Raw genomic sequence first — 20,668 nt, 5'->3', positions numbered from 1 at the left:
CGCCGATGAGCGGCGTGGCGGCGGGGCGGTTGTCGCCGAAGGTGACGAGGAGGCTGTCGAGCGGGCGGGTGCGCAGGGCTTCGACGATGGCGGGATCGACGTCGATGATCTCGTAGCGGGCCAGCACGCCCTCGGCGGTGGCGATGTCGGCGCCCCCGTCGATCGCCCGCGCCGTCGGCCCCGAGGTCGGAAGCACCGAGCACCCCGACACCGCGAACGCGGTGAGGATCGTGAGGGCGGCAGCGCGGGAAGCCGCACGGGTCATGGAACTCTCCATCCGGCTCTTGGCAGACCGGCTGCCCGGTTCCTGTCGACCGAGCTTGGCCGGAGATATGCTTCGATCCATTTAACGGTGCCTTGACCAGCCGCGTCGGCGCGCGGGGGCGCCGACGGCGGCGAGCGGTCCGGCACCAATGCGTCACCACCGTGGCACGGTTACGCTTGACGGTTTCATCCCGGTCGTTTTGCGGCGGGTGCGTCCCGCAGGAGACAGCCGAGCTGCGCCGCCGTGATGTCGACGCGCCGGGGCTGCTGGTCCGCCGCATTCGGGAAGCGGAACACGGCGTAATCGGTCGCGACAGGTCCCTCTGGACGGGGACGGCATTCGGGAAGCGAGGGGGCGTGGTCGCCGAACACGCAGAGGGTCGCGCGACGCCCCCTCAAACCGTCGATCAGGCGCTCGACCGCACGGCCCGTATCCGCGACATGGTGGAGGTATTGCGCAAGCCCCGGCGCGATCCCGGGCAGACGCCCCTCCGTCCAGGGACCGTGATTTTCCATCGTCACGGCGAAGACGAAGCGTCGCCCGCCGCCTTTCACTTCGGCGAGGATGCGCTCCGCGAGCGCCTCATCGGCGATGTAGGGGCCGATCCGAGGCGCGCCGGCGAAATCGTCCTCCATGACGAGGCGATCGAAGCCGAGGCGGCGGAACACTCGCGCCCGGCTGAAGAAATCCCGATGGAAGGGGTGGACGAAGATCGTGGCGAAGCCGGCGGCGCGGGCGATCCGGGCCAGGCTCGTCGGCTCGTCGCCGCCGCGGGCGAGGTAGGGATCGTAGCGGCCGAAGCCGAGACTGTCCGGGTCGCGCCCCGTGAGTACCGCGTGCTCGGTCCGCATGGTGTAGGCGCCGTGGGCCGGCACCGCGAGCTGTCCGTACTGCGCCGCCTCCGTGCGAATGCGGTTCATGAGGGGAAGGGCCGCACCGCCGAGACGCACGGGGTCGAGGAAGGATTCGAGCTGGACGACCACCAGAAGCTCGGTCTCCGTGTCGCCGGGGGCGAGGACGGGAACGGCCGGAGGCGGTTCGGTGGCCTCGTCGGCCCGGCGCAGGGCGTAGCCCATCATCGTGGCGACGACACCGTAGCGTGCCACGTCCGCCATCAGGTCGGGGCGCGGAAACAGGGGGCGCAGGAGAGCGCGCCCGAGCGGCGTCCGGAACGCCGCCACCACGGCCAGGAGCCCCATGGGCAGGGCCGCCACCGCCGCGAGGGCGAGAGCCCCATCCGGCAGGATGGTCGGTTCGAGGGCATACCACGCCGCGATGACACCGAGCCCCAGGAGCAGGGGCACGGCCATGCGGGGATCGGTGGGGGAGCGCGTATAGTAAAGCTCGGGATGACGCGGCACCTGCGCCAACAGGGCGAGATCGCTGAAAACCGGCGGCTCACCGATCACCCGCCGCTTGAGCCGGTCCACGCCCGCCAGAATCGCGACGGTCAGAAGGCAGGAGGCGGCAGCGAGCCAGGGCCGCCACGAGAACTGGAACCAGAACACCGTCAGAAGGGCGTAGCCGAGACCGCGCAGGATGAGATCGCCGGGCCGTAGGCTCGGGCGACGCGCGCCGAACACGGCCTCCACGGTGAAGGAGGTGGCGATCGCGATGGCAAGCGGCACCAGCAGGGAGGCGAGACCCATCGCGTCAGCGCCCCGGCCCGACGCCGCGGCGGGCTCGCAGGCGGCGCAGGATCGGGTTGAGCAGGGCGTAGCGGGCCCGCATCACGGCATGGGGCAGGGCCTTGAGCGCGAGCGCCGTCGCGGGAGCCTGGGCACGAGCCTCGCTCAGACGGTCGAGCAGCTGCTCCGGCGTGCACGGCTTCATCGCCACCGGATCGAGGTAGAGAGGATAGAGGATGAGCGCCCCGGCCACCAATTCATCGAGGTCGAGTGTTCGGCCGCGATCCGCCCCCGGTGCGAGGTCTGCGGTCAGACCCCAGCCGGCATAGAACGGACGTCCATGCGTCGCCACGGTGAGGCCCCGGATCAGTGCCTCGAAGCCGGCCAGCGACGTCATGGTCTCGACATGGTGGACCCGGTCGAGGAGGTCGACGATCGACAGGCCGGTGACGACACGGTCGGCCAGCGTGCGCGTCTCGATTTCGGGGATCGCGCCCGGCCGGAAGCCCGCCTCGACATCGGGATGCGGCTTGTAGACCAGGAAGGCATCCGGGTTGCGGGCGCGGGCGACCTTGAGGAGCGCGAGGTTGCCACGCACCTCCGGCGAGCCGGTCAGCACCGAGGCATCGTCCTCGACCTGACCCGGCACCAGAACGATGCGCCGCCCCTCGGGAAAGCCGTCAGGGGCGGCAAGCCCGACATTGTACTTGCTCAAGCGCCGCGCCACGATCGCCGCGCGAAGCCTCGCCGCCCGTTCGACGAGGTCCGGCGCGAACACCGTCTGCTTGAGAAGATGCGCCAACCGGCTCTCGACCCGCGGATCGTAATAGATGCCGCGATCATCCACGACGATGGATGCGCCGGGTTTGAGGCTCGCCCCGAGGCCGACGGAGCGGAGGAAGCCGTCCTCGACGCGGGCAAAGGGCAGCCCGGCCTCGGCGCAGAGCTGCGGCAGGGTCTCCGGACAGCGCGTCGCCCAGGCCCAGACCGCGCCATCGTGGCGGCGGGCGAGGGCCACGGCCTCCTCCGCCCGCATGCTGTGCAGGGGCGGCCCGCCAGGGCCTGCCGCGAAGCAGTCGAGGGCCTCCCGCTTCCAGCCCGAGACGCCGACGAGAACGACTCGGCGACCGTTTCCGCGAAAGCGCTCGCGCAGCCACGCAACGCGCTCGACCGCTTCGAGGAGGGGGATCGGCCGACGGGTCCACGGATCGAAGGCATGCACGCCGGGGCCGAAGCGAAGGGCGAGCGATCCGGCGGTATCCGCCGGGACCGGACCCGAAGCGGGATCGGTGCACAGGGTCGGGTAACCGCACAGATGCGCTTCGCAGGCGGCGGCCGTCGACGCGACGTGGATCCGTGCGGCGAGCGGAAACAGCGTGAATGGATCGACGGGGTCGGCGAGCACCGTGAGGCGCGGATCCTCGGGCAGACCGGCGGGGGCACACCCCTCAGGACCGGCGGCGAGGAAGCGCTCGTCGGGGAACGCCTTCAGCAACCGCCCGACGAAGGTCGCCGCGCGGCGGGACGCGGCAAGATCGGGGTCGATCAACGCGAGGGATCGCGGAACGCCGTCTCCAAACAATCCGGCCGCCGCACCGGGCGGAAAGCGATTGAAGCCGCTCAGGCCCGCGCCACGAAGGGCATTCGCGAGATCCGGCGAGGGTGGACTCCCCCCGAGCGGGCGGCCCCCAAAGCTCAGGCGCAGGCTCGCGAAGCCGGCGGCGGGGGAATCGTAGGGGCTGAGCAAGGGGCCCGGTGCAACGCGCAGAAGAGCGGTCCGGCGCGCGGAGGGGAAGGCTGTGCCAGGCGTCCAGAAAGCCGGGGCGCCGAGCCGGTCGAGGCGCAGCGCTAGACCCGTGCAGGCTTCGATCTCGGCGCCGAGGCGACGCAGCGGCCGGCCGAACGGCAGGAAGGAGCGGGGCAGGGCGGAAGCCCCGCGCGGCTCAGGATGGAGCGCATCGGCCATGGCGGGCTCGCCATAGCCCATGGGGTGCTCCGGCGCGAGGACCGATCGGAATTACGGGGATTGCGGGGATGCTCCTCGAATCGGACATAAGCGAGCCGCATTCGGGCGGGAGAGAGAAATGGTTCCGGCCGCGGATGTGGCGGGCCGGCAACGGAGACCGTGAATTGTGTCTGGGTCCCGGCGCCGCGGTTGCGGGCAGCCGAGACGACATGCGACGCGTCTGGTTTCAGACGCCGTCACCCCGCTGCCCCCCGCGATCAGGGACCCCGCGCCTCGGAATGACGCAGCCTCGCGCAGACGCTTCGGGCAGCCATGCTGCCACGTTCCTGTTCCTGCAGGGAATTGCGTCTCCGTTCTTCTCCGAGCTCGGTCGGGCCCTGCGCCAGCGCGGATACAATGTCCGCCGGATCAACTTCTCCGCCGGCGACTGGCTGTTCTGGCGTTTGCCGGCCGACCATTACCGCGGCAGTCGCGACGGCTGGGACGCTCACATCGAGACCTATATTCGCGAGCACGGCGTCACCGACATCGTGCTGTTCGGCGATTGCCGGCCCTATCATCAGGCGGCCATCCTCGTGGCCAAACCGATGGGCGTGCGCATCCATGTGTTCGAGGAGGGCTATATCCGTCCCTACTGGATCACCTGTGAGCAGGGTGGGGTGAACGGCAATTCCCCGATGCCCAAGACGGCCGAGGAGATCCGGGCCATCGCGCGCCGGCTGCCGCAGGCCGGGCGCGCGATGCCCCTGACCGGCGACATGGCCCGCCGCAGCCTCTGGGATATCGGCTTCAACATCGCCAATATCGGCTTTCCGTATCTCTATCCGGGCTTCCGCAGCCACCGGCCGAACCATATCGCCGCGGAATATGGCGGCTGGATCAAGAAGTTCGTCCGCCGCCAGCGCACCCGCCGCGAGGCGGCGCGCATCGGCGAGTCCTACGAGGCCATCAACGCCGACTATTTCCTCCTGCCGCTGCAACTCGACAGCGACTACCAGATCCGGGTCCATTCGCCGTTTCTCGGCGTCGAGGGCTTCATGGACCGGGTGATCGCTTCCTTCGCCCGACATTCGAGCGCGCCGACGCGCCTGCTGGTGAAGCTGCATCCGCTCGACAGCGGAATCATGAATTGGCGCAAGCGGGCCCGCCAATCCGCCAAGCGTCACGGCTGCAACGACCGCCTGGACTTCATCGACGGCGGCGACCTGCCCAAGCTCATCGACGGCAGCCGCGGCGTCGTGCTGGTGAATTCGACGGTCGGCATGCTGGCGCTGGAGCGTGGCCGCCCGACCCTGGCTTTCGGGCAGGCGGTCTACAACATGCCGGGCCTGACGCACCAAGGCGACATCGACACCTTCTGGGGAGACCCGAAGGCGCCCGACCGGGAGCTGATGGAGGATTTCCGTCGGGTCGTCATGCATCGAACCCAGATCAATGGCGGCTACTTCTCGCCCTCCGCCATTGAACGGGCCGTCGCCGGAGCGGTGCCGCGGCTCGAAGCGACCTTGCCGTCCGCATCGCTCGCCTACGCCCGCGACCGACGGGAGGGTTCCGACGAGGCAGGGCGGTTGTCGCCGGCCTACTGATCGCGAGCCCGGCGGGGTTTACAAGCGGGAACCGCCGCCTCATCCCCTCCCCATGCCCGTCATCCTCATCACCGGAGCCTCCAGCGGCATCGGCGCCGCCCTGGCGCGCTGTTACGCGCAGCGCCCCGAAACTCGCTTGATCCTGACCGGTCGCGATGGCGCACGCCTCGACGCGGTAGCCGCTGCGTGTCGGGGCTTTGGCGCGGACGTGCGCACCGGCCTTTTCGATGTGCGGGAGCGGGAGACGGTCGGCGCATGGCTGCGGGCGCTCGATGCCGAGAGCCCGCTCGACCTCGTGATCGTCAATGCGGCGGTCAATGGCGGCCATCCCTCCGGCGATCTCGAATCCGAGGAAACGGCGTTCGAGACCGCCGACATCAACTATGCCGGTGCCCTCAACATCATGCTCCCGAGCGTCACGGCGATGGCGCGTCGCGGACGCGGGCAGATCGCTCTGGTCTCCTCGCTCGCGGCCTACGCGCCGCTGCCGGACGCGCCGGCCTATAGTGGGGCGAAGGCCGCGCTCCTCGCGCATGGTCTGGCGCTGCGAGCCAAGCTCAGGCCGCTCGGCGTCTCGGTCAGCGTCGTGACGCCGGGCTATGTGAAGACGCCGATGGGCGGCGTGATCAAGGGGTGGCGCCCCCTGGAAATGAGCGCCGACGAGGCCGCCCGGCGCATCCTGCGGGGGCTGGAGCGCGACCGCGACGTGATCGCCTTTCCCTGGCCGCTGGCGGCGCTCGCCCGCGGGGCGCTGCTGGTGCCCGAACGCGTGCGCAGCCTCGGCCTGCACGGCCTGCGCTTCCGCAACCGGCCGCGACGCTGATGGGGCTGCCGCGGCTCGCCGTCTTCGCGCTGGAAGCGCTGCCGAACGCGCAGGCGCTCCGCCGCTTCGTGGCCGACTACGCCAACCACATTGCCTTCGTCGGTCTTTCACACGCCGAGCGGCCTTCGGCCGGCGGCCTCGTCGCGCAGGTGCGGCGTCATCTGGCCCGCTCGGGGCCGCGCGTCCTGCCCTATCTCGCGGTCAATTTCGGCCTACCGGACCTCGTCAACGGCGCGGCGAGCAGGCTGGCGCGTCACGGTCCCCCGGAAGCGACGCCGCTCGCGCCGCTCTGTCGGCGGCTCGGCATCCCGGTGATGCGGGTCGATGACGTGAACGGACCGGAGATCGCCGCCGCCTTCGCGACGCATGCGCCCGATCTGATCGTCTCGTTCCACTTCGATCAGATCTTCTCACCGGTGACCCTCGGCCGGGCTCCCCTCGGCGGGGTCAACGTTCATCCGAGCCTGCTGCCGCTCCATCGCGGCCCGACCCCGACGCTGCACGCGCTCGCCGACGGGGAGGGGGCTTTCGGCGTCACCGTCCACCGGCTCGCCGCGGAGATCGACGCTGGGACGATCCTGGCGCAGGAGGCGGTGACCCTGCCGCCCGGAACCAGTGCCACCCGTGCCGCGCGATGGCTGCACGAGCGCGGGCGCCCTTTGCTCGAAGGCGTCCTCGCCGACATTGCCGTGCGGGGCGCCGTACCGGAGGGCCGGCGCGTGCCGGTCCTGCCCTATCGCGGCTTTCCCGACCGGCAGCAGCTCGCCCGGATGCATCGGGCGGGCCTTCGCCTCGTCGATGGCGGCGACTGGCGGGATGCGTTCCGCCTCGCCAGCCCCTCAGGCGCGTAGGGCGCCGTCGAGATCGTCGATCAGGTCCTGCGGGTCCTCGATGCCGACCGACAGGCGCACCACCTCGGGGCCGGCACCGGCGGCGGTCTTCTGCGCGTCGGTCAGCTGGCGGTGGGTGGTCGAAGCCGGGTGGATCACCAATGAGCGCGTGTCGCCGATATTGGCCAGATGGCTGAAGAGCTGCAAATTCGAGACGAGCTTCACCCCCGCCTCGTAGCCGCCCTTCAGGCCGAAGGTGAACACCGCACCCGCGCCCTTCGGCGTGTAGCGCTGGGCCAGCGCATGATACTTGTCGGTCGGCAGGCCCGGATAGCTCACCCACTCGACCTGATCGTGGCCAGCGAGGAAGGTCGCGACCTTGAGCGCGTTGTCCGAGTGGCGCTGCATGCGCAGCGGCAGCGTCTCGATGCCGTTGAGGATCAGGAAGGCATTGAAGGGCGACAGCGCCGGCCCGAGGTCGCGCAGCGAGAGCACCCGCACCGCGATGGCGAAGCCGAAATTGCCGAAGGTCTCGGCGAGGACCATGCCGGCATATTCGGGACGGGGCTGCGAGAGCATCGGGTAGCGCTCGTCACCCTGCCACTGGAACGTGCCGCCGTCGACGATGAGGCCACCGATGGAATTGCCGTGGCCGCCGAGGAACTTGGTGGCCGAGTGGACCACGATGTCGGCGCCGTGCTCGAACGGCCTGATCAGGTACGGGCTCGCCATCGTGTTGTCGACGATGAGCGGGATGTTGTGGCGCTTGGCGATGACGCTCAGCGCCGCGATGTCGGTGATGACGCCGCCCGGATTGGCGATGCTCTCACAGAAGATCGCCTTGGTGCGCGGCGTGATGGCCCGCTCGAACGAGTCCGGATCGTCGGTGTCGGCCCAGACGACCTGCCAGCCGAAGTTCTTGTAGGAATGATTGAATTGGTTGATCGAGCCGCCATAGAGCTTGTTGGCCGCCACGAACTCGTCACCGGGCTGCATGAGGGCGTGCAGCGTCAGGAACTCCGCCGCATGGCCTGACGCGACGGCGACGGCCGCCGTGCCGCCTTCGAGCGCCGCGATGCGCTCCTCCAGCACCGCGTTGGTCGGGTTGGTGATGCGTGTATAGATGTTGCCGAAGGCTTGCAGCCCGAACAGCGAGGCGGCGTGATCGACGTCGTCGAACACGAAGCTCGTGGTCTGGTAGATCGGCGTCGCCCGCGCGCCCGTTGCCGGGTCGGGGGTCGCGCCCGCGTGGATCGCGAGGGTGTTGAACCCGGGCTGGCGGTCGGTCATCGCGGAAACTCCTCTGCGAGGCGTCGTTTACGCCCCCGGTCTCCGGCGGTGCAAGAGGTGGTCAGGGCGCACCCGAGCGGGGGTGAGGCGAGTGACGATCATGGGGGATCGTTGCCGCACCGCACCGCACGATAAGCTCTGCAGTCTGGACACGTTCGCATCTGACGTGTCAGAGAGCCCAACGAAACAAAGACGGCAATCCGGTGACGGCGGGTCGCATTGATTGCCGCCCTGCGATGGTGTCTGCCATTGCATCAGGTTCAAATTTGAAAGCCTCCAGGATCGTGCGCGGGGACCTGCCCCGCAGCCCGGCATGAGAGGCTTCGGCGCGGCGACTGACGGGAGAGTTGCACCTTGGCGGACACGACAGCCACGCTCGCAACCGCGGGGACCGAGGGCACCAAGCGCGATTTCCTGTTTCTCGCGACCGGAGCAGGATTGGCCGTCGGAGCCGGCGCCGTGGCATGGCCCTTCGTCGCTTCCATGGCCCCCGACGCCGCGACCGTCGCGGCCGGCGCCCCGCTCGAAGTCGATCTCAGCCCGATCCAAGATGGGCAGATCGTCAACGTCTTCTGGCGCGGAAAGCTGATCTTCGTGCGCAAGCTCACGGAGAAGGAGATCACGGACATGAAGGCCGTGCCGCTCTCCCAGATGATCGACCCGGCGCCCTTTGCCGATCGGGTCAAGACCGGCCACGACCAATGGCTCGTCACCTACGGCAATTGCACCCATCTCGGCTGCGTGCCGATCGGCCATTCAGGCAATTTCGAGGGCTGGGCCTGCCCTTGCCACGGTTCGCAGTTCGACGCTGTCGGACGTGTTCGCCGCGGGCCCGCACCGACCAACCTGCCGCTGCCTCCTTACACCTTTGCGAGCGACACCAAGCTCACGATCGGTGAAGAGGGCGGCAAGGCGGCCGCGTGAGAAACAGGACACGAGAAGCCGGAGCGGGCACCCGATGAGCAGCGCACACGCGACTTCGACCTACGTCCCGAAGAGCCACATCGCGAAGTGGTTCGAGTCTCGCCTGCCGCTCGTCGGCCTGGTGCACTCGTCCTTCGTGGCCTTTCCGGTTCCGCGGAACCTCAACTACTTCTACACCTTCGGCGCGATCCTGATCGCGTTCCTCGGCATTCAGATCATCACCGGCGTCTGGCTGGCGATGCATTACGATCCGAGCGCCGCCAACGCGTTCGAGAGCGTCGAGCATATCATGCGCGACGTGAATTACGGCTGGTTGCTGCGCTACGCGCACGCCAACGGCGCGTCGATGTTCTTCGTGGCGGTCTACGTCCACATCTTCCGCAACCTCTATTACGGGTCGTACAAGGCTCCGCGTGAGGTGCTCTACCTGCTCGGCGTCATCATCTACCTGCTGATGATGGCCACCGCGTTCCTCGGCTACACCCTGCCGTGGGGCCAGATGAGCTTCTGGGGCGCCACCGTCATCACCAACATCCTGGCGGCGATCCCGGTCGTCGGCGACACCATCCAGAGCCTGCTCTGGGGCGGCTATTCGGTCGGCAATCCGACGGTCAACCGCTTCTTCTCGCTGCACTTCCTGCTGCCGTGGATGATCGCCGGCGTCGTGGTGCTCCACGTTTGGGCGCTGCACGTCACAGGTCAGAACAACCCGGCTGGCATCCCAATCAAGTCGAGCAAGGACGCGGTGCCTTTCACCCCCTACGCGACCATCAAGGACGTGTTCGCCGTGGTGGTGTTCATGATCCTGTTCGCGTGGTTCATCTTCTATCAGCCAAACTATCTCGGTCACGCCGACAACTACGTCCCGGCCAACCCGTCGGTGACGCCCGCGCACATCGTGCCGGAATGGTACTTCCTGCCGTTCTACGCGATCCTGCGTGCCGTGCCCGATAAGCTCGGCGGCGTGGTGCTGATGTTCGGCGCGGTGCTGATCCTGGCCTTCGCGCCCTGGCTCGACACCTCGCGGGTCCGTTCCTGCAACTACCGGCCGGTCTACCGGATCTTCTTCTGGGTGTTCACCGCCAACGCCATCATCCTCGGCTGGCTCGGCGCCAAGCCTCCAGAAGGTGGCTACGTGATCGCCTCGCAGATCTGCACCGCCTACTACTTCGCCCACTTCCTGATCGTGATGCCGCTGGTCGGCCTGTTCGAGACGCCGGACCGCCTTCCGGGTTCGATCCTCGAGACCGTGACCGGTCCGGGCAAGCAGCTGAGCGGATCGGGCATGCCCGCGGGCGCGGCGGCCGAACCGGCCAAGCGCGCTTAAGCGGATCGAGGAGACACGGTATGCGCATCGCCCTCCTCGCCGCCGCGGGCCTTCTCGCGGCGGCCCTCGGCTCCACCTCTCTTCGGGCCGAGGACGGCCACGCCCCGAACCCGCCCCGCGAGAAGTGGAGCTTCGCCGGCATGTTCGGCCGGTTCGATCAGGCGCAGCTCCAGCGCGGCTTCCAGGTCTACAAGGAAGTCTGCGCGAATTGCCACTCGATGCGCCTCGTCGCCTTCCGCAATCTCGCGGAAGCGGGTGGCCCCGGATTCTCCGCGGCTCAGGTCAAGGCGTTGGCCGAAACCTACAGCGTCAAGGAACTGGACGATTCGGGCAGCGAGAAGGAGCGTCCGGCCCGCCCGGCCGATCGCTTCCCGCCGCCCTTCCCGAACGACAAGGCCGCCGCCGCGGCCAATGGCGGCAAGGCGCCGCCGGACTTCTCGGTGCTCGCCAAGGCGCGCACCTATGAGCGCGGCTTCCCGTGGTTCGTCTTCGACGCGCTGCCCTTCACCGGCTACTCGGAACAGGGCGTGGACTACATCCACGCGCTGCTGACCGGCTACGAGGACGCGCCGAAGGGCTTCGAGATGCCCGGCAGCGGCTACTACAACAAGTATTATCCCGGCCACGTCATCGCGATGCCGAACCCCCTGAGCGAGGGGCAGATCACCTATCCGAAGAACGACAAGGGCGAGCCCGTCGTGCCGGAGACGGTGGAGCAGTACTCGCACGATGTGGCGGCATTCATGGCCTGGGCGGCGGAGCCGCACATGATGGCCCGCAAGGCCCTCGGATTGCGGGTCATCCTGTTCCTGATCGTGTTGGCCGGTCTGCTCTACTATGTGAAGAAGCAGATCTGGAAGAAGGTCGGCGGCGAGGTCCACGGACTGCAGCCGGAACTGCACAAGACCTACTGACGGGCTTCGGCCCCGTCTTCCGGAACCTCTCGAACGGGCCCCTCGCGGGCCCGTTTGCTTGAGGGGAATGGGGTGGCTATGAAAGCCACGTGAGAGATCAGCCCCGCGCCGATGCGTTCGTCGCCGACCCGACGTTTCTCAAGGTGCCGGCCGATCGATAGACCCGTCAATGACGGCAAGGGGCCTCATGGCCCTGCCATGGGTAACGAGGCGGTCTTCTCGGCGCCGAACAGGCGTCACGAGGCGACGATCTCCCGGGCGGACCGTGCGCAGAACGCGGGCGCCCGATGGCGCGGAGACCGCGCAAAGACCATCACAGCACAAGGGATAAGAACCGCATGACGGCAGCGATACTCGGCGTAATCGGCGGCTCGGGCGTCTACGATCTCCCCGGTCTGGAGGACGTCCGCGAGGAGACCATCACCTCGCCCTGGGGCGAACCGTCCGACGCGCTGCGCATCGGCCGCATTGGCGAGACCACGGTGGTGTTTCTGCCCCGGCACGGCCGTGGGCACCGCCTCTCGCCCTCCGGGATCAACTATCGGGCCAATATCGACGTCCTGAAACGCGCGGGCGTGACCGATATCATCTCGCTCTCTGCCTGTGGCTCGTTCCGCAACGAGTTGCATCCCGGCCTGTTCGTGTTGGTCGATCAGTTCGTGGATCGGACGGTGGCGCGCGAGACGTCCTTCTTCGGCAACGGATGCGTCGCGCACGTGCCGTTCGCCCATCCGGTCGGTCCGCTGCTCCAGAAGCGCATCGCCGCAGCCGCCGAGGCCGAAGGCATCACCGTCCACAAGGGCGGCACCTATGTCTGCATGGAGGGACCGCAATTCTCGAGTCTCGCCGAATCGAAGTCGTACAAGGCTGCCAATTACGACGTGATCGGCATGACCAATCTGCCCGAGGCCAAGCTCGCCCGCGAGGCGGAGATCACCTACGCGACCATCGCCATGGTGACCGATTACGATTGCTGGCATCCCAATCACGACAGCGTCGATGTGGCCTCGGTGGTCGCGGTGGCCCGTGCCAATGCGGCCCGCGCTGCGCAACTTGTGGCCCGCGTCGCCCTCGACTTCCCGGCCGAGCGCGAGGAATGCCCGGCGGGCTCGCACCGGGCGCTGGACGGCGCCATCATGACGGCACCGTCCCATCGCGACCCGGCGCTCGTCGCCAAGCTCGACGCCGTGGCTGGCCGCGTACTCGGCATGTGATTTCGTGACTCATGGGGCGGGGTTGTGCTGATCCAGCGTCTTCCCCGCGCCCATGCTCGGCCCTGTGACGTGCCAGGCACGGCAAAAGGCCAAGTTTCGTGACATCGCGCGCCGTTCGATCCGACAAGCCTGTGGAGGATTTCGGGGAAATTCGACCAAATGGCTCAGCTTGCCCGCAAATCGCCCGGACTTGCCCTGGGGATGCCACAACCTCGGCCGTGTTTGTGCCACATCCCGAGGCGTAACTGTTGCTCACACGCCGCTGACGGCACCGACGACAGGATGGGTGACGATACAGATGCAGGGCCGCACGATCGGATCGCCGCGCACCACCCGTGACGCTCGCAAGCCCGGGCGCCGCACCGCTTCCTCCGACGTCATCAGCGTCGCCGCCCGCCCGGGCCGCGACCATGGCAGCCGCCCCGCGCTCCTGCGCTCCGTTCTCACCATGACGCTGGTGGCCGGCGGATTGAGCGCCATTCTGCTCAATGCCGGCACCGATCTCGGACGGGCCGAGGCCTCCACCAAGGCGGCCGAACTGACGATGCCCAAGCCGCGGGTCCACTTGGTCTCGGTCGAGGCGCCGGTTCCGTCGGTGGTGGCAGCCTCCGCCAGCTTCCGCGCGGTCGATGGCCTCGATACCGATCTGACCGCCGGCACCGTCGACCGTGTCTCCTACGACTTCCTGCTGTCGCAGACCTCCACGGGCGACCCGAACGACATCCTCGAATTCGGGCCGATGAAGATCCGCCGTCACATCGTCCAGACGATCGTCAAGGCGGCCCAGGCGGTCGAGACCGATCCGGTCCTGCTGATGGCGGTGGCCGACAAGGAATCCAGCTTCATCACCGCCGTACAGGCCAAGACCTCTTCGGCCACTGGTCTGTATCAGTTCATCGAGCGCACCTGGCTCGGCGTGATCCGCGATTTCGGCTCGAAATACGGCCACGCTCAGGACGCCGCCCTGGTGGTCTCCGATGCCAACGACCGGCCGATGATCGTCGATCCGTCCGAGCGGGCCCGTATCCTCGACATGCGCCGCGACCCCTATCTCTCCGCCCTGATGGCGGGCGAGATGCTCAAGCGCGATGCCGCCCGCATCTCGCTCAAGATCGGCCGGGAATTGTCCCTCGGCGAAGTCTACCTCGCGCACTTCCTCGGGCCGGACGATGCCGAGAACTTCCTTTCGCAGGTCGTCGACAAGCCGACCTCGGCGGCGGCGGCCCTGCTGCCCGGCCCCGCTCGGGCCAACCGCTCGATCTTCTTCGCCGGCACCACTGGACGGGGCCGCCATCGCAAGCCCGCGAGCCTCTCGGTCGCGCAGGTTCATCAGAAGTTCGAGGCGATGATGAGCGCCCGCGGCGACCGCTACCGCGACGTGCGCAGCGTGGCCGGTCTCCTTCTCACCGCCGACGCCGAGACGGTGCAGTAAGGCACCGATCCGCCCCGCGGCCGCCGGCCGCGCGGTCTCCAAATTTCATCCCTGGACGCAACTCACCGGCCCCCGCCCGCTTTGATGTGGTGTGCGGTCGATAGTGGCCGCCCCCTGGAAGAGGAGGGTTTTCGGCCTTGAAGGGTCCGTTTCGAGATCGGCCGTACGAGGGGCGGGGAGACGATCCGCTCCTGCCGGGCATGAAACTCGACCAGATCGGGCAGGCCCTGGCTTCGTGCTACGACAACCTCGTGGCGGAGGGGTTGCCCGACCATCTCGCCGCCCTGGTGCGCCGGGTGGACCGAGCCGAGCGCGCGGCCCATGCCAAGGATCGTACGCCGTCGAGCCGCGTCGCCCTCGTCGTCGAGGATGAGCAGGAAACCCGTGACCTCGCCGAGAGCGTGCTTGAGGAGACGGATCTGCGCGTCGTCGGTTGCGACAATGCCGAGAAGGCGCTGAGCTATCTACAAGACCATGGCGGCGACGTGGCCCTGGTCTTCGCCGACATTCGGCTGGCCGGTGCCATGGATGGCATGCAACTCGCTCGAGCCATAGCGACCCTCTGGCCCTGCACACGCCTCGTCGTCACCTCCGGCGTCGATCTCGATCCGGGGGACGATCTGCCGGAGGGCGCCGTCTTCATCCCCAAGCCGTGGCGCGCCTTCGACGTCCTGAAGGAAGCCGATCGGGCGACCCGCGACCCGACGCCGCCGGTCTCCTGACACCCTCGGGTCGCCCGTCGGGCGCGCCTCTTGCAAATCTCCCTTCGGTTGCAATTCCGACCCGGCCGGGTCGGTTGGCGAAAGGTGGGTCGAGCTTATGAGAATTCGGACAGGCTTCGACATTGCCTTCGAGTCGTCACAGCCGACGCCGATGATTCTGATGCTCAATCTGCACCCATCCCGGGTGGCGGATCTGATCACGCCCGAGACCGTGACCTTCGATCCGCCGGTCCCGGTAAACCGCTACAGCGACGGTTTCGGCAATCTCTGCACCCGCATCCTCGCCCCGGTCGGGCATCTCGCGATCGCCGCGGACTTCATCGTCGGCGATTCGGGTCTACCCGATCCGGTCGTCCCCTCTGCTCCCCAGGCCGCTGTGCAGGATCTGCCCGACGATGTCCTCGTCTTCCTCATGGGCAGCCGCTACTGCGACACCGACCGGCTCTCGGCCGTCGCCTGGGAGCTGTTCGGCCAGACGCCCCTGGGCTGGCCGCGCGTGCAGGCGATCGTCGACTACGTTCACCAGCGAATTCGATTCAACTACATGAGAGCCGACGCCACCCGTACGGCCCATGACGGATATACGCAGCAAGTCGGCGTCTGCCGCGACTTTGCCCATCTGGCCATCACGCTCTGCCGGTGCATGAACATTCCGGCCCGCTACTGCACCGGCTATCTCGGCGATATCGGCGTTCCGGCCGTGCCCGATCCGATGGATTTCTCCGCGTGGTTCGAGGCCTATCTCGACGGCCGCTGGTACACTTTCGACGCGCGCCACAACAAACCGCGCATCGGCCGTATCGTCATGGCGCGGGGGCGCGACGCCACCGATTGCGCGCTGACCACGAATTTCGGATTTCAGCAACTCGTGCATTTCGCCGTTCACACCGACGAAGTCACCTGAGACTGGATCCTCAGTGCCGGTCACGCTTCCTGTGCACCGGCACACGGTCAACCTGTGCAAAATCTGCGAATGACGTGGAACCAGAAAACCACAGTCACGCTTTAAATGGCAAAGGTTACTGCACAGGTAGGCCCCTCGATGAACACCTTGGCATCTGTTGTCGCCGGCGCCGTCGGCATGTGTGTTCTTGCCGTCGGCTCGGCTCACGCCGCGCCTTACGACCCCTTCAGTTCAGAGTACGCGGATTTGGATACCGAGCAGTCGTCCCAGAGCGGCTGGCCGGTCTATGATCCGTATGGCAGCCAGCGCGGCTCGTCCGCCCAGGGAAGCTACGGATACGGTTCTGCCGGCGCCCAGGCCCAGGTCGAGCGCATTCCGCGCGAGGTCGTGGGGTATAACGGCCGCTACGCTCCGGGCACCATCGTGGTCTCGACCGCCGAGCGGCGTCTCTATCTCGTCCTCGGCAATGGCCAAGCCCTGCGCTACGGCGTCGGAGTCGGCCGCCCGGGCTTCACCTGGAGCGGTGTGAACAAGATCACGGCCAAGCGCGAATGGCCGAGCTGGACCCCGCCCGCCGCGATGATCGCCCGTCGCCCCGATCTGCCGCGTTACATGGCCGGCGGTGTGGAGAACCCGCTCGGGGCCCGCGCGATGTATATCGGCAGCTCCGAGTATCGTATCCACGGTTCCAACGAACCGGACACGATCGGGCAGGCGGTTTCGTCGGGCTGCATCCGCATGACCAACGAGGATGTGACGGATCTGTATTCTCGTGTGAAGGTCGGCGCGACGGTCATCGTCAACTGATCGTCCCATCTCCTGAAACGATCTTGGTGAGCCGCGCCGGAGACAAGTTCCGGCGCGGCTTTTTCTTTCAGGGCGATACGCGGCCGACCGCGGTCTGCGGACCGTTGAGGAAGGAAATCGGCATGTCGCAGAAGCAGCGCGCGCCGAGCGGACGCGGGCCCGGGAGCGGGCAGGAATAGGGTTGCGTGCCGCTGATGCCGTTCTGCACCGCGTCGCAATTCAGGCCCATCGGCCGGGGCGGGGGGCGACCGTAATCGGGCTCCCGATAGATCCTGCGCGGCGGCGGACGGTCGTAGCCGTCATCGTAATACTGGGCATGGGCGGGGGCGAGGCTGCCGGCCGCGAAAAGGGCCAGGGCGGCGAGGCCGAGGCGACGGACGGGACGCATGGGATAGACACTCCGGATTGGGCGCTTCGCGGCTTCCAGCCGATGGCGCGTCGATGAGGTCTAGGACCCTGGCGTCCCCGGGCGGCGAAAAAGCGGCATCCTGCTCGCCCAAACGAAACGGCCCGCGCCGGGGGCGCGGGCCGTCGATGGAGTCGAGACGAGGCCCCGACGGTATCACTGATGGTTGTTGGCGGCCTTCTGAGCGTCGTTCGCGTTCTCGCGGGCGGTCTCGACGCCCTGCTCGTAGGCGGAGCGCGCCTCGTTGGCACCCTGCTGCATCGCGCTCTTGGCGTTCTCGGCGCTCTGCTGGAAGGCGCTCTGAGCGAGGCCACCGAACTCCTTGGCCTGGGCCTGGATCGCGGCGAATTGCGAGCGAACGTACTCGGCCTGATGCTGCATCGCCTCCTGCACGTCGCGCGAGCGCACGAGCTTCTGCGCCAGGTCGAAGGCGGCGTTCACGTTCTGCTCGGCGAATTCGAAGCCGCGGGTCGACAGGTTGGACGCGTTGGTCCGGGCGAGATCGGTCGAGCCCTGCACGGTGTCGGCGGTGCGGCGCGCGGCGCCAATGAACGAATCGAACGCCTTGCGAGCCTGCTCGACGCTCTTCTCGGCGAAGTCGCGCATCTCGGTCGGGACTTCGTAATTCGGGGTATTGGCCACGTTTCGTCTCCTCTATCGATTCGTTGCATTCGCGCGTTGTGCACTGCACAATAGCGCGTAGGTGGCACTTTTGCCAGCCCCGCGCTGCGCATTAGGGTTACCAGTTGATAAACGTGTGTCGGTAGGCTCCGGTGTCTATGTCCGGGACGTATTAAGTTGCAGAAGCGGCCGGGAGGACCCAGTGGGGTGCGTCTCGCGGACGGCTCTCGCTGCGCCGCCGGGCCTGAAACGCGATGTCCGAATGGTTCGGGCGTCTTGAAGTGAGGCACTCTTGACCAGGGTTCGGATGTCGGACCGCGCCGTTCAGGGACCCGTCTCGGACAGTGAAGCGACCGTCCGCCGCGCGATCGAGCGCTGGCGGAGCGATGTCATGACGGCACATCTCACGCGAGAGGGTGCCGCCTTCCTCGTGTTCGACCAGCGCGCCGAACGCCTTCTGCACGCGGCCGGGTCGGCTGCGGCCTACGGCGCGGGCATCGCGGCGATGGACGGCGTCGTGATGCCTGCCCTGCGTCTGGCCGATCAGGTTCAGCGGGCGGGTTCCCTCGGACCGCGCCCGCGCATGGTGCGCCTGCGCCTCGATCCCCGCGGCGTCGCCCCACCGGTCGTCGTCCTGCTGGCCCGCGCCATGCTCGACGAGGCGCGCGAAGCTCTCTTGCTTTCTCCCCTCGGAGCCTTGCCGGTTCTGCGGCCGGCGGAGGCGCCTTCGGATCCGCATGGGCCGATTCCGTCCGATCTCGGATCCGAGGCATCGCCCGTCGCCGACGAGGCCGTGGGACGCCATGAGGACGCGGCTCCTAAGGAGGCGGCCCATGAGGCAGCCGCAGATCCGGGTCTGACGCCGATTGGGAAGGTCGCCGAGGATGAGGCAGCGTCCCGGCCTTCTTCCTCGCCGTCGGCCATCTCCGAGCCGCCGATCCGCTTCGTCTGGCGCAGCGACGGGGATGGGGTGCTGACTCATGTATCGAGCACCCATCCTGATCTTGCCGCGGTGATCACCGGTCGTGCCTGGTCCGATCTCGCGGCGGACGGAATTGTCGAAGGCGCAGGTCTTGAGCCGCTGCTCCAACCGATTCAGCGCACGTTCCGAAGTCTGCCGCTCGTGGTGCGGGGACGCGCCTACGAACACGAGATCGAGATTTCCGGCGCCCCGATGGGTCGTCCGGGGCGCGAGGAAGCGGGTCTCGGTGGCTTCGCGTTGCTGCGTGGCCGTCATCCGCGACCCGAGGACGTGAGTGGGCCGCCGGACCTCGATCTGACCCGTGCGCCGCCGGAGGCGACCTCTCTCTCGGTCAACGAGCATGCGGCCTTCCGCGAGGTCGCTCGTCTGCTGGGCCTCCGCTTCGCCCCGGACGAAACGACCGATCTGGGCGAGGTGTCGGACACCGAGCGGGTGGACGGTGTGTCCGGCGGTTCGGTCACGCCGTTTCCGACACCGCCGGCGCGCGCTGCCGAAGCGGAGGCTCGTGCCCGCGCCGCGATGGCCGAACTCCTCGAGCAACTGCCCGCCGGGGTACTGATCTATCGTGACGATGCCGTCCTGTTCGCGAGCCGCGCCTTCCTCGCGCTGACCGGCTACGCTGACCTTGCAGCCCTGCGAGAGGCTGGCCTGCGCCACCTGTTCTGTGGACTGCCACCGGAGGAGCGGGGCGGCGCCTCGGGTTCGCCCATCCCCTTCGCGCGGGGCGATGGCGGTACTGCCGCTTTGACGGTGGATCACGCGCGGCTCGACTGGGATGGGGCGCCAGCCGCGGTTTGCCTCGCACGCGCTATCGAGACCGAGAGGGCCGCCCCTCCGATCCCGCCGAACGATGCGCGGCTGCGGGCCGAGAAGGTCTTGGACAGCCTCGAGGAGGGCGTCGTCACCCTCGACGCGGAGGGGCGCGTGGTCGGGCTCAATCCGAGCGCGGCCGAACTGATTCATGCCCATCCGAAGGAGGTCGTCGGCGGGCGCTTCTCCGATCTGTTCGCCCCGGAGAGCCTGCCGGCGCTGGAAGCCGCCGTCACCGACTCGCGCCGTTCCGGCGCCAGCGAGCTTCGCGGCGTGACCGTGCGCTCGGGCGCAGCGGCCTTGCGGCTGCGCATCGCCCGGTTGTTCGGCGAGGACGCGCCCGGCTACTGCGCTTCCCTGAGGGAGATCCGCGACGAGGAGGTCGTGACCGCAGCGCAGCCCGCCCTGCCTCCCGCCGCGGTGCTTCCGGTCGCGTCGGAGCGCGAGGGTGCGGCGGATGCCTGGAAAGCCCGGGCGCTGGCCAGGGTCGGACGCGAGATACGGCCGTCACTCACCGCGATCCTTTCCCTGACGGACATGATGCTGTCGGACCGGTTCGACCGGGCCGATGGCGAGCGTCTGGAGGCGTATCTGCGCGAGGTGCGCCAATCCGGCGGCCGCATCGCTGCCATCCTGGACGATCTGCGAGACTTGGCGGCCCTCCAGGCCGGGCTCCATTTGAGCTTCACGCGGATCGGTCTCAACGACCTCGTTTCCGGCTGCATCGGCGCCATGCAGGCTCAGGCCGCCCGCGACCGGATCGTTGTGCGCACCAGCCTTGGCCCGGACCTGCCGCCCCTCCTCGCCGACGAGCGCTCCATCCGTCAGGCCGCCCTATCCGTGATCGGCAATGCCATCCGGGTCTCGGAGGCGGGCGGCCAGGTCATCGTCTCGACGACCCTGGCAGATCCCGGCGAGATCGCCCTGCGGGTCCGCGATACCGGCCCCGGAATGTCCCCGGCGGCGCTCAACGGTGCCCTCGAACCCTTCCGCGAAGGGGGCGATCCGGTTCCGGAGGCCGAAGGCGGAGGTTTCGGCCTGACGCTCACCAAGGCGCTTGTCGAGGCCAATCGTGGCCGGTTCCGCATCGGCAGCCGCAAGGACGAAGGCACCCTCGTGGAGATGATTTTCCCGGCCGCCTGACCCTTGCCCGTCGGTACGGACTACTCCGTTGAGAGCAATCGGCATTCGCGCCGAACCTGCCCTGAGCAAGGTTC

Annotated in this window: 17 protein-coding genes and 1 pseudogene; 12 read left to right on the top strand and 6 right to left on the bottom strand. The window is 68.1% G+C overall.

The window, feature by feature from the left end:
• From OWC43_RS23075 to OWC43_RS23065, 3 genes and pseudogenes are all read right to left on the bottom strand, one after another.
• Window positions 1–265 (bottom strand): annotated as a pseudogene (locus OWC43_RS23075) (sugar transporter); the annotation flags it as partial.
• 185 nt (window positions 266–450) lie between these two features.
• Window positions 451–1,914 carry an LTA synthase family protein gene (locus OWC43_RS23070; protein ID WP_393958455.1) on the bottom strand — a complete coding sequence of 488 codons (1,464 nt, stop codon included), beginning with the start codon at window positions 1,912–1,914 and terminating at the stop codon, window positions 451–453.
• A gap of 4 nt (window positions 1,915–1,918) precedes the next feature.
• On the bottom strand, window positions 1,919–3,859 hold the full coding sequence (locus tag OWC43_RS23065) for a capsular biosynthesis protein (RefSeq protein WP_393958626.1): 1,941 nt from the start codon (window positions 3,857–3,859) through the stop codon (window positions 1,919–1,921).
• Window positions 3,860–4,137: 278 nt separating this feature from the next.
• Between OWC43_RS23065 and OWC43_RS23060 the strand changes: the two genes are divergently transcribed.
• From OWC43_RS23060 to OWC43_RS23050, 3 genes are read left to right on the top strand one after another with little or no spacing between them, the layout of a single operon-like run.
• Window positions 4,138–5,445 (top strand): capsule biosynthesis protein, encoded by a 1,308-nt coding sequence (locus OWC43_RS23060; RefSeq protein WP_137828521.1) that lies wholly within the window; start codon window positions 4,138–4,140, stop codon window positions 5,443–5,445.
• Between the two features lie 52 nt (window positions 5,446–5,497).
• On the top strand, window positions 5,498–6,268 hold the full coding sequence (locus tag OWC43_RS23055; RefSeq protein ID WP_137828522.1) for an SDR family NAD(P)-dependent oxidoreductase: 771 nt from the start codon (window positions 5,498–5,500) through the stop codon (window positions 6,266–6,268).
• Window positions 6,268–7,119 carry a formyltransferase family protein gene (locus tag OWC43_RS23050; protein ID WP_393958454.1) on the top strand — a complete coding sequence of 284 codons (852 nt, stop codon included), beginning with the start codon at window positions 6,268–6,270 and terminating at the stop codon, window positions 7,117–7,119. The genes OWC43_RS23055 and OWC43_RS23050 overlap by 1 nt, the downstream gene beginning before the upstream one ends.
• Here OWC43_RS23050 and OWC43_RS23045 read toward each other — a convergent pair.
• Window positions 7,108–8,388 carry an O-acetylhomoserine aminocarboxypropyltransferase gene (locus OWC43_RS23045; RefSeq protein ID WP_137828524.1) on the bottom strand — a complete coding sequence of 427 codons (1,281 nt, stop codon included), beginning with the start codon at window positions 8,386–8,388 and terminating at the stop codon, window positions 7,108–7,110. The genes OWC43_RS23050 and OWC43_RS23045 overlap by 12 nt on opposite strands.
• Before the next feature lie 354 nt (window positions 8,389–8,742).
• On the opposite strand from OWC43_RS23045, the gene petA reads away from it, so the two are divergent.
• From petA to OWC43_RS23005, 8 genes are all read left to right on the top strand, one after another.
• Window positions 8,743–9,312, top strand: coding sequence for a ubiquinol-cytochrome c reductase iron-sulfur subunit (gene petA / locus OWC43_RS23040; protein WP_137828525.1), 570 nt, complete (start codon window positions 8,743–8,745; stop codon window positions 9,310–9,312).
• Window positions 9,313–9,346: 34 nt separating this feature from the next.
• A complete protein-coding gene (locus OWC43_RS23035) occupies window positions 9,347–10,639 on the top strand; it encodes a cytochrome b N-terminal domain-containing protein (RefSeq protein ID WP_137828526.1) in 1,293 nt (430 codons plus the stop codon).
• A 20-nt stretch (window positions 10,640–10,659) separates the two neighbouring features.
• Window positions 10,660–11,553, top strand: coding sequence for a cytochrome c1 (locus tag OWC43_RS23030; RefSeq protein WP_393958453.1), 894 nt, complete (start codon window positions 10,660–10,662; stop codon window positions 11,551–11,553).
• 338 nt (window positions 11,554–11,891) lie between these two features.
• Window positions 11,892–12,767, top strand: coding sequence for an S-methyl-5'-thioadenosine phosphorylase (locus OWC43_RS23025; protein WP_137828528.1), 876 nt, complete (start codon window positions 11,892–11,894; stop codon window positions 12,765–12,767).
• Window positions 12,768–13,065: 298 nt separating this feature from the next.
• Window positions 13,066–14,199, top strand: coding sequence for a transglycosylase SLT domain-containing protein (locus OWC43_RS23020; RefSeq protein ID WP_393958452.1), 1,134 nt, complete (start codon window positions 13,066–13,068; stop codon window positions 14,197–14,199).
• Window positions 14,200–14,399: 200 nt separating this feature from the next.
• A complete protein-coding gene (locus OWC43_RS23015) occupies window positions 14,400–14,921 on the top strand; it encodes a response regulator (protein WP_393958451.1) in 522 nt (173 codons plus the stop codon).
• A gap of 97 nt (window positions 14,922–15,018) precedes the next feature.
• A complete protein-coding gene (locus tag OWC43_RS23010) occupies window positions 15,019–15,825 on the top strand; it encodes a transglutaminase family protein (protein ID WP_393958450.1) in 807 nt (268 codons plus the stop codon).
• Between the two features lie 138 nt (window positions 15,826–15,963).
• Entirely contained in the window at window positions 15,964–16,632 is a 669-nt protein-coding gene (locus tag OWC43_RS23005; RefSeq protein WP_393958449.1) for a L,D-transpeptidase, read from the top strand.
• Between the two features lie 67 nt (window positions 16,633–16,699).
• Here OWC43_RS23005 and OWC43_RS23000 read toward each other — a convergent pair whose 3' ends face one another.
• Together OWC43_RS23000 and OWC43_RS22995 are read right to left on the bottom strand one after the other, a co-directional pair.
• On the bottom strand, window positions 16,700–17,020 hold the full coding sequence (locus tag OWC43_RS23000; protein ID WP_137828531.1) for a hypothetical protein: 321 nt from the start codon (window positions 17,018–17,020) through the stop codon (window positions 16,700–16,702).
• 174 nt (window positions 17,021–17,194) lie between these two features.
• A complete protein-coding gene (locus OWC43_RS22995) occupies window positions 17,195–17,680 on the bottom strand; it encodes a phasin (protein WP_238307463.1) in 486 nt (161 codons plus the stop codon).
• 370 nt (window positions 17,681–18,050) lie between these two features.
• On the opposite strand from OWC43_RS22995, the gene OWC43_RS22990 reads away from it, so the two are divergent.
• A complete protein-coding gene (locus OWC43_RS22990) occupies window positions 18,051–20,594 on the top strand; it encodes a sensor histidine kinase (protein WP_393958448.1) in 2,544 nt (847 codons plus the stop codon).
• The last annotated feature ends 74 nt before the right edge of the window (window positions 20,595–20,668 follow it).

Source organism: Methylorubrum sp. POS3, assembly GCF_043352485.1.
In the GTDB taxonomy this organism is placed as follows: domain Bacteria; phylum Pseudomonadota; class Alphaproteobacteria; order Rhizobiales; family Beijerinckiaceae; genus Methylobacterium; species Methylobacterium suomiense.
This window is presented reverse-complemented; position numbering and strand designations above follow the sequence as displayed.

Excerpts from the sequence above, each read along its gene's own strand:
- OWC43_RS23035 (WP_137828526.1), top strand. The coding sequence starts at position 9,347 with ATGAGCAGCGCACACGCGACTTCGACCTACGTCCCGAAGAGCCACATC.
- OWC43_RS22990 (WP_393958448.1), top strand. The coding sequence starts at position 18,051 with ATGACGGCACATCTCACGCGAGAGGGTGCCGCCTTCCTCGTGTTCGAC.
- OWC43_RS23055 (WP_137828522.1), top strand. The coding sequence starts at position 5,498 with ATGCCCGTCATCCTCATCACCGGAGCCTCCAGCGGCATCGGCGCCGCC.
- OWC43_RS23025 (WP_137828528.1), top strand. The coding sequence starts at position 11,892 with ATGACGGCAGCGATACTCGGCGTAATCGGCGGCTCGGGCGTCTACGAT.
- OWC43_RS23060 (WP_137828521.1), top strand. The coding sequence starts at position 4,138 with ATGACGCAGCCTCGCGCAGACGCTTCGGGCAGCCATGCTGCCACGTTC.
- OWC43_RS23070 (WP_393958455.1), bottom strand. The coding sequence starts at position 1,914 with ATGGGTCTCGCCTCCCTGCTGGTGCCGCTTGCCATCGCGATCGCCACC.
- OWC43_RS23000 (WP_137828531.1), bottom strand. The coding sequence starts at position 17,020 with ATGCGTCCCGTCCGTCGCCTCGGCCTCGCCGCCCTGGCCCTTTTCGCG.
- OWC43_RS23010 (WP_393958450.1), top strand. The coding sequence starts at position 15,019 with ATGAGAATTCGGACAGGCTTCGACATTGCCTTCGAGTCGTCACAGCCG.
- OWC43_RS23020 (WP_393958452.1), top strand. The coding sequence starts at position 13,066 with ATGCAGGGCCGCACGATCGGATCGCCGCGCACCACCCGTGACGCTCGC.
- OWC43_RS23005 (WP_393958449.1), top strand. The coding sequence starts at position 15,964 with ATGAACACCTTGGCATCTGTTGTCGCCGGCGCCGTCGGCATGTGTGTT.
- OWC43_RS23015 (WP_393958451.1), top strand. The coding sequence starts at position 14,400 with ATGAAACTCGACCAGATCGGGCAGGCCCTGGCTTCGTGCTACGACAAC.
- OWC43_RS23030 (WP_393958453.1), top strand. The coding sequence starts at position 10,660 with ATGCGCATCGCCCTCCTCGCCGCCGCGGGCCTTCTCGCGGCGGCCCTC.
- OWC43_RS23050 (WP_393958454.1), top strand. The coding sequence starts at position 6,268 with ATGGGGCTGCCGCGGCTCGCCGTCTTCGCGCTGGAAGCGCTGCCGAAC.
- OWC43_RS23065 (WP_393958626.1), bottom strand. The coding sequence starts at position 3,859 with ATGGCCGATGCGCTCCATCCTGAGCCGCGCGGGGCTTCCGCCCTGCCC.
- OWC43_RS23045 (WP_137828524.1), bottom strand. The coding sequence starts at position 8,388 with ATGACCGACCGCCAGCCCGGGTTCAACACCCTCGCGATCCACGCGGGC.